Raw genomic sequence first — 13,709 nt, 5'->3', positions numbered from 1 at the left:
ATAATTTCCATTGTAATAGTAGCCTCAATTGCATTGAAACTGCTTTTTTCATAATGATGATTAGACACAATTTATTGTGCCCAAGTTGGTTTTATGCACTTAATGGTAGTAAAACTACTACTCACTGACAATCAGCCTTTGTCGGATGTTGGAGAAAATCTATTTTAATCCTGAATTGGTAATTCATCTCCACCGATTATGTCTTCTTTTATGATATCAGGCTCTTGGTCAAATGTTTTGATGGCAAGAGCGAGTTGATAAAGATGGCGTCGGGGTAAGGATGTAACTTTTGCTAACTCACGGCTTGCTTGCGATCGCGATATTCCCTGACTCATAATTGCGATTAATTCTGCTTTTAGTTCGGCTTCGCTCAGTTGCGGTTTGTCGGGTGGAATTCCTGCTAATACTAAGGTATACTCGCCAATTGGTTCGCGATTTTGATAAGTTGCGATCGCTTCCCCAATTCTTCCCCGCCAAAATTCTTCATGTAATTTTGTTAACTCCCGTGCCAAGACAATTTGGCGATCGCTTCCAAATATTTCTGCTAACTTTTGTAAAGTCTCTCGCAATCGGTGCGGCGATTCGTAGAAAATCATAGTGCGAGATTCTGTCTGTAGAGACTCTAAATGTTCTTGCCGTTGTTGCGCTTTTGTGGGTAAAAAGCCTTCAAAGACAAATCTATCTGTAGGCAATCCGGCTGCACTCAAAGCTGTAATTGCAGCAGTCGCACCAGGAATTGGTACTATTGGTAAAAGCGCATCAATACAAGCTTTCACCAATTCATATCCTGGATCGGAAATTAGGGGAATACCTGCATCTGTCACCAGAGCGATCGCTTTCCCGTTCTTTAAATGCTCTAATAATTCCGGGATGCGACTTTGACGATTATGCTCGTGGTAACTTATCTGTGGTGTTTTAACTTGAAAATGTTGTAACAGTTTACCTGTATGGCGTGTGTCTTCTGCGGCAATTATATCTACAGTTTGCAAAATTCGCACCGCCCGGAAAGTCATATCTTCCAGATTGCCAATTGGTGTCCCGACTATGTAAAGTGTTCCTGGTTTAGGATCGGTTTGCATTCTTCATTTTTTTGGTTGTTAGTCAACACTCAACAGTCTACAATTATCCACTAACTATAGCGGTTATCAGTTGGGTGCAATATATCAAGGAATTAAGGAACCGCAGATGTAGACGCGAAGCGGCTTGCCGCAGGCTACGCAGATGGACGCAGATAAATCTGTACTTGATTCAAAAGACCGAAAAGTTCTGCGATCGCTCTGTGAGAGTGACCTCAATACGGTTCGGTTAAGGCAAGAGACGCGATAAATCGCCGTCTTTACAATAAAAAGTCCTTTGTAGAGACGGCGATTTATCGCGTCTTTGTGATCTATAATTTTCATCAAAAAATCTTATCCGAACCGTATTGAAAGTGACCTTAGCTATCTTCGATAAAGTCGAACTTAGATATACTAGAATAACCTATACAATTTATTTAAAGAAGATACTGAAATTATTATGGCAACCACATCTAATGTTCAAGTGACAATTTCCCTATCAGATCCCGATTTAGATGACCAGGAGTTGCAAGCAGAAGTAGAAAATTTGCTACCCCAGGTAAGAGAGGTGGATGGGGTAGAAGAAGCAGATTTAGTGGCAGCTACAGGAACCCCGCGAAGTGCAAAGGCTTTGGGGGGCTTTTTGTGGGGGGTTTTAACTGCTGAAGTTAACCCAGTCAATATAAAAGCTTTGTTTGGCTTTTTGAGCGATCGCTTCGGCAACAAACCAATTAAACTGGCACTTAAAACTCCTGATGGTAGAGAACTCAACTTAGAAGCGGGTAGTCGCAAAGAATTTGAATTCGCTATGCAGCAAGCGCAGGATTTTCTGAACAATACCAAAAATATATCAGATAGCAAAGATGGCGAAGATAGCACTACTGATCGGGGTTAGTGAATATGAGCTTGGTTTAAACCCCCTACCAAGTGCTGTCAAAGATGTTGAGGCAATGCAGCGAGTTTTAGTAAACCCAGACATGGGGAACTTTGCTTTATCAGATATCACTGTACTGAGAGATCCTCAACGGCAGGATATAGAAGATGCGATCTTTAACTTATTTCACAATCGCCAGAAAGATGACTTGCTGCTATTTTACTTTTCTGGGCATGGAATTAAAGATGAAAGAGGTAAGCTTTATCTGTCAACTTGCACGACTAAAAAACTAAATAATAAGTTAGTAACACCTTCAGCCGTCGCTGCTAGTGTTCTGCACGATAATATGAACGATAGCCGTTCTCAAAGAATTGTAATTATCCTGGATTGTTGTTTTAGTGGTGCGATCGCTCAAGGAATGTCCGTCAAAGATGATGGTAGCGTAAATGTGCAAGAGCAGCTAGGCGGTAAGGGAAGGGCAATTCTCACTTCTTCGACTTCTACGCAGTACTCTTTTGAGCAAGAAGGTTCAGAACTATCTATTTACACTCGCTATTTAGTAGAAGGGATTGAAAAAGGCGCCGCTGATAAAGATGGGGATGGCTGGATTTCGGTTGATGAACTCCATGAGTATACTAGCAGCAAGGTGCAAGAAGCGGCTCCGGCAATGACTCCTAAGTTTTACCCTGTAGAGGAAGGTCATAAGATTTTACTCGCAAAGTCACCTAAAGATGACCCAAAAGTAAAATATCGTAAAGAATTTAATAATATTGCCCTTGAGGATGAAGGAGAGATTTCTCTTGGCAATCGCTTTTATCTAAACGAAATGCGGAATAATTTGGAATTATCAGATGAAGATGCTAATGCAATTGAGTTTGAAGTTCTCGAACCCTATCGGCAGCGACAGGAAAAATTGCAACGCTATCAGCAAGCTTTATCTGGGATAATACAACAGCAATTCCCGATTAGTGAAAAAAACCGCAATGGATTGCAACGCTTACAGATATTGCTGAATCTTAGGGATGAAGATATAGCACCAATTAAACAACGAGTGCTTGACCCAAAACAAGCCGAATATGAGCGTGAGCAAAAAAAAGCAGAAAGATTACACCAAGAGGAAGAAAGAGCCAAATATCAAAGACAGCAAGCAGAATTACAAAAACCACGAGAAAGGGAATCATCTACACCTATTTCTCAACCACAATCTCCCCCAAGAATTCAAACTCAGCCGTTTGAGTTCGACACTGCCACCGTAGTAAAATCAGGACTGTTTGGTTTGGGAAAACCCTATAAAATTAATCGCAGTCGCGGACGAACCGAGTTTTTTACAGAAGACTTGGGTAATGGTGTAGTTCTGGAGATGGTTGCGATTCCCGGTGGTCAGTTTCTTATGGGTTCACCAGAGAATGAGCTAGAACGACGTGATCGTGAAAGTCCACAGCACACCGTCACAGTTCAACCCTTTTTCATGGGTAAATTTCCCGTCACGCAAGCTCAATGGGCAGCCGTTGCCGTTCTAAAAAAAGTTAAAATTGATTTAAAGCTAGATCCATCAAAATTCAAAGGTGCTAATCGACCTGTTGAGTGCGTTTCTTGGAATCATGCAATTGAGTTTTGTGCCAGACTATTTAACAAAACTGGGAAAAACTATCGCTTGCCCAGTGAGGCAGAATGGGAATATGCTTGTAGAGCCGGAACAACTACCCCGTTTTATTTTGGTGAAACGATTTCAACCGATTTGGCAAACTATAACGGGAACAACACTTATGGCTCAGGGATAAAGGGTGAATATCGTCAGCAAACAACAGATGTGGGAATTTTTTCCGCAAACCCCTTTGGTTTATTTGATATGCATGGTAATGTATGGGAATGGTGTCAGGATGAGTGGCATCAAAATTATAATGAAGCGCCTGCCAACGGAAGGGCTTGGGTAAGTGAGAATTATAATCGTTCCCCGCTGCTGCGCGGTGGTTCTTGGTATGGCTTTCCTGTACTCTGCCGTTCTGCTTCTCGCTCCTACTACGACCCGGCCTACGACTTCCTCGATCTCGGTTTTCGGGTGGTGTGTGCGGGCGTGGTCGCGAGGACTTAGTAGCCCTTTACACTTTTGCCCTTTAGCACTCTGCCCTTCTTCTGTTTACCCTTCTTTATTCTCTCGCGCTCTGCGCGATCAAAATATTTTTCGATTTTTGGATGAGTTATCTATTTATAATACAAGAAACTTGCGATTTTAGCAAGTGCAGGACTTACGCAACTGGCACAAAGCGCTGGCAGGTAGACAAGGGCAAACATAAAGGCGAAATGCTGACATGAGCCTATTCACGGTCAAGTTCTGCAAGCAATCCTGAGAGAGAATAGTCAGCAAATCCGCTGATTTCCCCTTCTGTTAATGCCCGTTGCAAAGCGGCAAGCTTTATTTCTCGCTCTTCTAAAAGGCGCAGTCCCGCTCGAATCGCTTCACTGGCACTGGCAAAACGACCGCTGTCAATCTGACTGGTGATAAACGCTTCAAAATGTTCACCCAAGGTAACACTTGTATTTTTTTGCATAGAATCTCCTCCTGTATAATACCAATATATAATATTTTTTGGTATTGTTCCAGCGTAAGTCCTGGTGTAGTGAAAAGAGCTAATCTTAACTTGCCGATCGCAATAATTCCCTTGGAGCGATCGCACAATCTGACCTTTCCCGTTAATATCATGTCCGCCAAATTACCCGTAATAAAAGAACCCCACCCCCAACCCCTCCCCGCAAGCGGGGAGGGGAGCTAAAGCGCAGCTTTAGCGGGGTGGGGTTCCGGGTCTGTTTGCCTAATTGCCCGGACATGATACAAGTCTCTAAAAGCCACTAAAAGTCGAAGCTACACAAACGCTCGTCTGCGATATTCTGCGGACTAACCTAAAAATAGGGTTTAAAATTTTATCTGGCGAAAGTGATGGAAGAGCGCTGATGACAAATCCAAAATCCTATCGTGGCTTATTTGTCGGTTTAGTAACTTTGGATTTAATTTACCTTGCCGAATCTGCCCCAAAGAATAATCAGAAAATTGTTGCTGCTGATTATACTGTAGCAGCCGGTGGACCTGCAACTAATGCGGCAGTGACTTTCAGTTATTTAGGTAATCAAGCTACAGTATTGGGAGTGCTGGGTTCTCACCCAATGACGCAGTTAATCAAAGGGGATTTAGAAGCATTCAAAGTAGCGATCGCTGACCTTGATTGCAACACTACCGAATCACCACCCGTCTCTTCAATTATTGTCACCCAATCTACAGGCGATCGCGCTGTAGTTTCGATTAATGCTGTGAAAGCTCAAGCAAACTGCGAATCTATTCCGCCAGATATTTTACAAAACGTCGATATTGTGCTGATTGATGGACATCAAATGAAAGTTGGTAAAGCGATCGCCCAAATTGCGAAATCTCAGAATATCCCAGTTGTAATTGACGGTGGTAGCTGGAAACCTGGTTTTGAGGAAGTTTTACCTTTTGTGGATTACGCGATTTGTTCAGCTAATTTTTATCCTCCTGGTTGCCACACAAGTCAAGAAGTTTTTGCATATCTTAATAAAATTAATATTCCCTACATTGCCATTACCCACGGAGAAAAACCAATAGAATACCTCTGGGATGGGAAAACTGACACTATAGTTGTACCAAAGATTCAACCTCTTGATACACTAGGAGCCGGAGATATATTTCACGGTGCTTTCTGTAATTATATTTTACGAGAAAGTTTTCCTGATACACTTACACAGGCGGCTAATATCGCTGCTTATTCATGTAAATTTTTTGGAACACGTCGCTGGATGAATTCACAGTGCTAAGTAAAATATTGCATAAATTCATGACGAAAATTTATCACAAAAACTCTGCGTCACTCTGCGCTTCCCTCCGCGTTCCTTTGCGTTAAAAAAGGCTACTAACTTGTGCAAAGCTGTACTAAGTCCCATTAAATTAAAAATCGTGATGATTTATAAAAGAAAATAAATGAAAGACATACAAGAAATATTAGCGATCGCTTGTTCTGTTGGTTGGGGGGCAGCAGATATATTACAATCTTATTACCACGGAACTGTAAAAGATTTCGATTTAGAAGTGGAATATAAGCAAAATGAGCCTGTAACTGTTGCAGATGTAGCTGTAAGTCAATACATTTTAGAGAAGCTACAAGGGAGTTTGGGTAATGAAGATTTTGGTTATATTAGCGAAGAAACTTATAAAGATGAAGCAGCGCTGAGTCAAGAATTAGTATGGATAATTGATCCTTTAGATGGGACGCGAGATTTTATCCAAAAAACTGGTGAGTATGCGATTCACATCGCTTTGGTGAAAGAAAAACGCCCAATTTTGGCGGTGGTAGCTGTGCCGGAAGCCGAAAAATTGTATTATGCAATAAAAGGTGGTGGTGCATTTGTCGAAACACGCCAAGGTCAAAGTCAAAAAATACAGGTTTCATCACCAGAAAACATCGAAGATTTAACTGTAGTTGTCAGTCGCAGTCACCGCAATCAAAGATTAGATTATCTGCTGGAAAAACTGCCCTTTGCTAATCAGAAAGCTGTCGGTAGTGTAGGTTGTAAAATTGCTACCATCGTTGAACAAAACGCAGATGTTTATATTTCCCTTTCTGGTAAATCTGCACCCAAAGATTGGGATATAGCTGCCCCAGAATTAATTCTCACAGAAGCTGGTGGGAAGTACACCCACTTCGACGGTACGCCATTGCAATATAATACAGGTGATATTAATCAGTGGGGTGGTTTGCTAGCAAGCAATGGTCAATTTCATGAGGAACTTTGCCAAGAAGCTGAAGCAATTTTAGCAGAATTTGATAAATTGAAAATATGATTTTTATCGCAAAAATTAAATTATTTTACCAACTTTGAGTTTGGTTAATGCACCAAGACTCGCTTAAGGACTTCCAAACATCTTTTAAGATATTAGGACTTACGCAAAAACTCCCTTCCTCCTCTTATTCCTCTGTTACCTCTGTGTAAGAGTGCGGTTCGTTATTCAATTATTCGTGCGTAAGTCCTGGAAATATAAAATTTATGAAAGAGTATAGGATGTGTGATTTTGGTCATCAGTGGACTCTATTTAAACGATCCTAATTTTGTAAAAACTATTTTATGATTATGAGTGGAAGCCAGAAAAGTGAGAGAGTAGATTCACCGAATCGAAGGTAGTATTTAGTCAAGTATTGGTTGAATGCGATCGCTTTTTCGTCTCAAAATAAAGCCTTAAATGCGAAGTTTACTACATGCTCTCAAATCATACAGCAAGCGGCTTTCATCCAACTAAGGGTCGAGGTGTTTTTCATTTTTAGACAAATTTGACAAAAGATGTCTATATACAGCATTGTGTTATAGTAGTAGATATAAGGATTAGAGTATCCAGTAGATGAAGAGAAATACTTGACTCTGCTGGAATATTTTATTTGTGCTATAAATTGCAACTATTGATTGACATATAGGAGGAATAAGATGACGCAAGTAGTCTTAGGAGAAAACGAAGGAATTGAATCAGCTTTGCGAAGATTTAAGCGGGAAGTTTCTAAAGCTGGAATTTTCCAAGATATGCGAAAGAAGCGTCACTTTGAGACACCCATAGAGAAAGAAAAGCGTAAAGCAATTGCAAGACACAAGCAACGTCGCAGACAAAATTCTCGCTATACTTAATACTCAAAGGGAAAAAAACCAGTATCTCTTCATTAGACATTTAAAATGTCTGTTGTTGTGACCCTCCCTTCTGTAAAGTCTTTATGGGGCGGAAATGCCAAATTACAGGGGCTGGTTAAATTATTGTAGCACATTTACCTTGAATTCTGAGGGCGCAAGTCCCGTATTGCTAACCCTCTTATCAAGGTCAGCGATCGCGATCTTTTGATCAAATCTAAGATGCTGGATCAATACCAAGTCCAGACTTAGCCGCTATATCGCTTTATTGGTTTTGCCGTGTCCTGTATTACCTGCCTCGTTATCAGTTGGGTTAATCTGATGGACTGTAAAATGCCACACAAGCCCAACTCCAATCAATCCCAAACCAATTAACCAAAATTGCCATTCTACCCAAAAAGCCAGAAACAAAGAAGATAACAGAGACAACCAGGTCAACCATAGTGGATACAGCCGTTGCTCATCACTCAGCCGTAGCGCTGCTAAACTGACGATGACACTTCGATACATAGCACCAAATGCACCTAATGACCAAGTTGATTTTACATCACCGATTAAAATTAAAAGTGCGATCGCGATGCCCACAACAATTACTGCCCAATAAGGTGTTGTTTGGGAACTGTTCAATTGTGTTAAAAAACTAGGCATATCTCCACGACGACCCATTGCTAAAAGTAAACGAGATACACCCAAAATTGTAGTCAGGAGTATACTCAGCATTGAAGTGATAGCACCAGCAGCCAAGATACTTCCAAAACCAGAAATGCCAAAGCTATCGGCTACCACTTGTAAAGGTGCTGCTTGCACTCTCGTTGCCTCACTAAAAGCTTCTGCTCCAATTGAACCCAAGCTGACCACAGCTACTCCTATGTAAAGCAGCATTGTGCTAACTACTGTGAAAATAACCGCTCTTGGTATATTTTTTTGAGGGTCTACGATCTCTTCACCTACCATAGATATGCGAGCAGCACCATTGTAAGAAACAAACATTAACGCAACGGACTGAAGAAAGTTGCTTGTCCAGTTACTAGAGCTTGTTCCTCTTAGGTTGAGATTCTCAAACCCATTTGAAAAGCCGACGAATGAACCAACAACAATCAACAAAAGTAGCGACAGGATTGTGACTGAGACAACTACGATAGTCGATACTTTAGAACGGCGTATACCACCGAGAGTAATTAAAGTCACGCTGAATACAGCAACTTCGGCTACAGGCACTAAAAGACCACTCCCAGTCAAACCTGTGGTATTGAGTAAATAACCAGCAAAACCGAGAGCAGCCGTTGCTGCTACAGCAATTTTGCTGAAAAAATACACCCAGCCTCCAGAAAAACCAAGCCAAGGTGTCAAGTATTTATAGCCGTATTCATATACTCCACCACTAACAGGATGGCTAACCGCAAGTTGGGCAAGGTTAAGGCTATTGCAAGCTCCCAACAGTCCAGCCACAACTAAAGCCCCAATCACGGCAAAACCAGATATCCCAGCAGCAATGCCAATGCTGACAAAAATGCCTACTCCGATTACTGACGCCAGCCCCATTATGCCTGCACCAAACCAACCTAACTCTCGTTTGAGTTCCTTGTATTTATTTTCATTTGACATAATTTATCCGTTGGATTTATCTAAAGCTACCAAAGTTAACTACCCCAGACCGGATGCTTTGCATTAATTTAATTCCACAGGCTAGCTGGGACGTGGACGTAGCCGGAAAATAGCAGACGCGCCGTTCGGACTACGCCAGCGCGTTCGACAATTATGGAGGAATCATTCGTTTTAGTGACTAGAGAAACCGAAATCTTCCCTGAAGGATGCTCAATCACAACGGTTTCCTCTAGAGAACCTGTCACAGTCGCCACACCATCTGCGACAGAACCTTTTATGAGGCTACAACAGCCAACGCAGATTGCACCTGTCACTGCATAGGCGCTATGGCAAGAATCCGGCACAAAATAGCGAGAGGTGACGTTGCCCCCGTAGCGCGGTGGTGCAATGATAGCGAATTTCGGGATAACACTGCCCGCGACGTTGCCCAGTCCCATGCGTTCGCCAGCAATGCGGCGAATTCTTTCGATCCGCTCGAAGAACGCTGTGTCAGCGTCAAGTTCTACCTTTGTTTCATAGCCAGTTTTCCCCAAAGCATCAGCGCGTGCGATCGCTATAGGAATGGCGACATCAATGCAGGTAACATCAATTCCCTCAATCTCCTCGCGCCGATGACCCGTTGGGAATAGCTTGCCAGTTTTAGAGCCTACAATTTCCATGAAGTTCAGCAAAATCGGCGCTGCTGTCCCAGGTACACCATCAATCGCTGTGTCGCCATCATAAGTAACCCGACCGCCAGGGGTGTGGACTACAGCCTCAATCAGTGCGCCTGTATTAACAGCGTGAATTTTAACCACCGTCTTGCCGTCCACAGCCGCTATCAGACCCATCTCGATGGCTGCAGGACCAACGCCTGCAAGCATATTACCACAGGACGGTTGCAAATCGACTTTAGCTTGAGCAACGCTTACTTGAGCGAAGAGAAAATCTACATCTGCCCAAGGATGGTTGGATGCAGACAAGACAGCGATTTTGCTAGTGAGGGTTGTTGCACCCCCAATCCCGTCAATCTGGCGTTCATCAGGTGAACCCATCACTGCCAGAAGTACTTTGTCCCGTGTTACCTCGTCTGCTGGCAAATCCGTCTTGAGGAAATAGGGACCCCGTGAAGTGCCACCGCGTATGAATAGACAGGGTATTGCTATTTGCATTGTCGAATTAGGTTTGGCTATAAGTTGTTTTCGTCTGAAAAGTCATTATTAAGGAAATCGCAAATAGCTCATTGCTGGCATTTGTAAATAATTATACAATAGCAGCAGAAAATATTTTGATTATTCTATCTCTTGATGCTTCCAATTAGTTATCAATTATGAGTTATAAGTTAAATTTAACTCTAAATTCCTCGCTCCTACCTCTTAACTTTAATTACAGATGACAGAAGCAACAGCACCTCTCACCAACACTGGCATCCAAGAAGCCATGCCAACAATTCATTATCAGGTGGCAATGCCTCAACCAGAAACGCATTTGTTTGAGGTGACTTTGCATTTAGCAAATTACCCGTTACCGATTTTGGATTTGAAACTACCTGTGTGGACTCCAGGTTCTTACTTGGTGCGGGAATACGCCAAACAGTTACAGGATTTTGCCGCTTTTTCGGACGGGGAACCTTTGCCTTGGGGGAAAATCAGTAAAAATCACTGGCAAGTAGAGACAATTGGTGTTTCCAAATTGACCGTGAGTTACCGCATTTTTGCAAATGAACTATCAGTGCGGACAAATCATTTAGATCCAACTCACGGCTATTTTAACGGTGCGGCTCTATTTTTTAGAATCCCAGGTTGGGAAAAGCAACCAATTCGCGTTTCTATCATACCACCACGCCCAGAATGGCAGATTGCTACGGCATTACCACCACATCAACAAGCCAATACTTTTTTAGCTGCGGATTTTGACACGCTTGTAGACAATCCCTTTGAAATTGGTTGCCATCAATTACATCACTTTGAGGTATTAGGAAAACCCCATGAATTGGCAATTTGGGGACAAGGTAATTTGCAAGCAAAACGGATAATTTCTGATATCGCGAAAATTATCCAAGTGGAAGCGCAGATGTTTGGCGGTTTGCCTTATGAAAAATATCTATTTATACTACATTTATTTTCTCAAGCTTACGGTGGTTTGGAGCATAAAAACTGTTGCTCGTTAATTTACCAGCGCTTTGGATTTCGCGCTCAAGATAAGTACGATCGCTTTATGCAATTGGTAGCACACGAGTTCTTTCACTTGTGGAATGTCAAGCGCATTCGTCCCAAAGCACTGGAAGTTTTTGATTATGACCAGGAAAATTATACACCGTCTTTATGGTTTTCTGAAGGAACGACAAGTTATTATGATTTGCTGATTCCTTTGCGAGCAGGCATTTACGATGCTCAAACATTTTTAACTAGCTTGAGCAAAGAAATTAGTCGGTATGAAAAGACACCTGGGCGCAAAGTGCAGCCGCTTTCCGAGTCGAGTTTTGATGCTTGGATTAAACTTTATCGTCAGGATGCCAATAGCGGCAATTCTCAAATTTCCTACTATTTAAAAGGGGAAATGGTATCTCTGTTGCTAGATTTGCTGATCCGTTCAAAGTATGGCAATCAACGCTCTTTTGATGATGTCATGCTGAAAATGTGGCAGCAATTTGGCTACAATGAAATCGGCTTTACTCCCCAACAGTTGCAGTCAGTAATTGAGTCTGTAGCAGAAATGGATTTAACTGATTTCTTTAAGCGCTACATTGATGATACTGAAGATTTGCCTTTCAACGAGTATTTGCAACCTTTTGGCTTGGAGTTAGTTGCAGAAAACGAAGAAGAACCTTATTTCGGTGTGAAAGCAAGTGCTGAAAATGGAAGAGAGATAATTAAGTTTGTCGAAGCGAGTTCACCTGCACAAATAGCGGGAATTGATGCAGGTGATGAGTTGTTGGCAATTGATAAAATGAAGGTGATAGCAACTGGGTTAAGCGAACGCTTAAAAGATTATCAACCCAACGACACCATCGAAGTTACAGTTTTCCACCAAGACGAACTGCGTACTTATTCTGTCACCCTAGCTTCACCACGTCCCACGCGGTATCAAGTAAAACCTGTTGCTAATCCTTCGCCAATCCAGCAAGAAAACTTAACAGGCTGGTTACGTGCGTCACCTGAAGGATGAAGGAGGGACTAGGGATTAGGGACTGGGGATTAGGGAAATAAGGGAAGTGAGATTGAGACCACTCGCTTGTTTTGTTGCAAGAGCGTCTCAATTCTTCCCAGTCCCCAGTCCCCAGTCCCCAGTCCCTTGTTCAACTTTTCAAAACTCCTGGTTCTCGTTGCATGGGCAAAACATCTAAAATATCGGTTTGCGAGCAATATTTTAGGTCTTCGTGACAATCAAGACGTAACAATCGCTGACCGTGACTGCAAGCGTGGAAAAGTCCTAATAAGTTATCTTGCCATTGAGAATAAAGAGCGATCGCACTAACTACTTCATCATTACCAGCTAATTCCTCTAGAGGTAAGTTGGTTTGTTGTACAACACTGTGCGCGATCGCCCCTGCACAAGCTGTATCCTCTAAAGAAAAACTGCCTTCCCAACCTGAACCAACAATCCACACTGTTTCTGGTTGTTTTTCTATCAGATATCGCACCACCGCTGCCCGATTAATAAAAGCTGCGGCGATGACAGTTGCAGCATCTTCTACTCTTTGTAGAGCACGAGTACCATTTGTGGTACTAATAAACAAGCGTCGCCCTTGGACTAATTCTGGTGTACAGTCGAGAGGGGAGTTACCCAGATCAAAACCAGGAACTTTGCCCCCACCGCGTTCTCCAGCTCGTAGCCGTTTTTCGGGGAGCCAAGATTCGCTCACTTGCATAAGTTTTTCTAAATCGCTGAAGACTTGAATAGCCTCACCTCCAGCCGCTAAGACAGTCGCCATTGTGCTAGTTGCTCGCAAAACATCAACGGCGATCGCGCAGTCTGGCGCTTTATCCCCTGGAGTCAATTCCGGAGTGTGGTAAACGAATAGCTTCACTTGCTGGGTAAACCTGGTCTTATAATACTGTCGCAAGTAATATCTTACCCAGATGCTGCCACTAAAATTAAAACTAAAGCACCTTATAACAATTCGATATCATGATGCATATAATAAGTCTGACACGCTTTGTATTTAGAGCCAGCGGCTTCGGTGCATTACAGGCGATCGCGATTGGGTCAATACAATAATATTGATGATGTAATTCGTTCCAAGTTTCAGCGAAGTGTCCAAATTGTGAAGCACCTTTCAAAAAGCCTGCACTGTGGGAGGATGGGTATTGTCATAGATGTAGGATGCTGTTTACGGAAATGGCAAAGTATCAGAAGGGTTTGTAAACTACGAGAAAAAAGGGTGAAATACACCAAGTCTCTTGATTAATTTTTCTGATTGCCCAAACAATTGCTGCGATCGCACAGCAGAATTATTCTTACTGTTGATGTCGTGTAAGGGCGATCGCCATATCTCTAGATTAGGCATTAAATGTATA

Annotated in this window: 13 protein-coding genes; 6 read left to right on the top strand and 7 right to left on the bottom strand. The window is 42.3% G+C overall.

Annotated features, from left to right (window positions below; all coding sequences use genetic code 11):
- Positions 1–164 precede the first annotated feature (164 nt).
- Positions 165–1,079 (bottom strand): 16S rRNA (cytidine(1402)-2'-O)-methyltransferase, encoded by a 915-nt coding sequence (gene rsmI / locus TOL9009_RS41180; RefSeq protein WP_084763424.1) that lies wholly within the window; start codon positions 1,077–1,079, stop codon positions 165–167.
- An 84-nt stretch (positions 1,080–1,163) separates the two neighbouring features.
- Positions 1,164–1,400: a hypothetical protein gene (locus TOL9009_RS46475; protein WP_144238427.1), complete on the bottom strand. Its 237-nt coding sequence runs from the start codon at positions 1,398–1,400 to the stop codon at positions 1,164–1,166.
- A gap of 115 nt (positions 1,401–1,515) precedes the next feature.
- Between TOL9009_RS46475 and TOL9009_RS0132030 the strand changes: the two genes are divergently transcribed.
- Both TOL9009_RS0132030 and TOL9009_RS0132025 read left to right on the top strand, forming a co-directional pair.
- The gene (locus TOL9009_RS0132030) at positions 1,516–1,950 is read left to right on the top strand and encodes an ACT domain-containing protein (RefSeq protein ID WP_029637477.1); all 435 of its coding nucleotides are present in this window, start codon (positions 1,516–1,518) and stop codon (positions 1,948–1,950) included.
- Complete coding sequence (locus TOL9009_RS0132025; RefSeq protein WP_029637476.1) at positions 1,919–4,021, top strand: caspase, EACC1-associated type; 2,103 nt, start codon at positions 1,919–1,921, stop codon at positions 4,019–4,021. Before TOL9009_RS0132030 ends, TOL9009_RS0132025 begins: the two co-directional genes overlap by 32 nt.
- Positions 4,022–4,244: 223 nt before the next feature.
- On the opposite strand, the gene TOL9009_RS0132020 is transcribed toward TOL9009_RS0132025, so the two are convergent.
- Positions 4,245–4,478, bottom strand: a complete 234-nt coding sequence (locus tag TOL9009_RS0132020; RefSeq protein WP_029637475.1) for a type II toxin-antitoxin system ParD family antitoxin — start codon at positions 4,476–4,478, stop codon at positions 4,245–4,247.
- A gap of 400 nt (positions 4,479–4,878) precedes the next feature.
- On the opposite strand from TOL9009_RS0132020, the gene TOL9009_RS0132015 reads away from it, so the two are divergent.
- The 3 genes from TOL9009_RS0132015 to rpsU all read left to right on the top strand — a co-directional run bounded on the left by TOL9009_RS0132015 (position 4,879) and on the right by rpsU (position 7,608).
- On the top strand, positions 4,879–5,754 hold the full coding sequence (locus tag TOL9009_RS0132015) for a sugar kinase (RefSeq protein WP_029637474.1): 876 nt from the start codon (positions 4,879–4,881) through the stop codon (positions 5,752–5,754).
- A 163-nt stretch (positions 5,755–5,917) separates the two neighbouring features.
- Positions 5,918–6,778: a 3'(2'),5'-bisphosphate nucleotidase CysQ family protein gene (locus TOL9009_RS0132010; RefSeq protein ID WP_029637473.1), complete on the top strand. Its 861-nt coding sequence runs from the start codon at positions 5,918–5,920 to the stop codon at positions 6,776–6,778.
- A gap of 635 nt (positions 6,779–7,413) precedes the next feature.
- Positions 7,414–7,608: a 30S ribosomal protein S21 gene (gene rpsU, locus TOL9009_RS0132005; protein WP_029637472.1), complete on the top strand. Its 195-nt coding sequence runs from the start codon at positions 7,414–7,416 to the stop codon at positions 7,606–7,608.
- Between the two features lie 252 nt (positions 7,609–7,860).
- On the opposite strand, the gene TOL9009_RS41175 is transcribed toward rpsU, so the two are convergent.
- A complete protein-coding gene (locus TOL9009_RS41175; RefSeq protein WP_051503171.1) occupies positions 7,861–9,210 on the bottom strand; it encodes an APC family permease in 1,350 nt (449 codons plus the stop codon).
- Between the two features lie 68 nt (positions 9,211–9,278).
- A complete protein-coding gene (locus TOL9009_RS0131995) occupies positions 9,279–10,361 on the bottom strand; it encodes a 4-oxalomesaconate tautomerase (RefSeq protein WP_038298154.1) in 1,083 nt (360 codons plus the stop codon).
- Positions 10,362–10,581: 220 nt separating this feature from the next.
- Here TOL9009_RS0131995 and TOL9009_RS0131990 point away from each other — a divergent pair, with 220 nt between their 5' ends.
- Positions 10,582–12,357 (top strand): M61 family metallopeptidase, encoded by a 1,776-nt coding sequence (locus tag TOL9009_RS0131990; RefSeq protein WP_029637470.1) that lies wholly within the window; start codon positions 10,582–10,584, stop codon positions 12,355–12,357.
- 130 nt (positions 12,358–12,487) lie between these two features.
- Here TOL9009_RS0131990 and TOL9009_RS0131985 read toward each other — a convergent pair whose 3' ends face one another.
- Positions 12,488–13,219 carry a 2-phosphosulfolactate phosphatase family protein gene (locus TOL9009_RS0131985; RefSeq protein WP_029637469.1) on the bottom strand — a complete coding sequence of 244 codons (732 nt, stop codon included), beginning with the start codon at positions 13,217–13,219 and terminating at the stop codon, positions 12,488–12,490.
- A 339-nt stretch (positions 13,220–13,558) separates the two neighbouring features.
- Positions 13,559–13,699: a hypothetical protein gene (locus tag TOL9009_RS48050; RefSeq protein ID WP_186227738.1), complete on the bottom strand. Its 141-nt coding sequence runs from the start codon at positions 13,697–13,699 to the stop codon at positions 13,559–13,561.
- Between the last annotated feature and the right edge of the window lie 10 nt (positions 13,700–13,709).

The organism is [Scytonema hofmanni] UTEX 2349 (assembly GCF_000582685.1).
Lineage (GTDB): Bacteria > Cyanobacteriota > Cyanobacteriia > Cyanobacteriales > Nostocaceae > Hassallia > Hassallia hofmanni.
The sequence above is the reverse complement of the archived record's forward strand: the minus strand, read 5'-3'. Positions and strand labels throughout refer to the sequence as shown.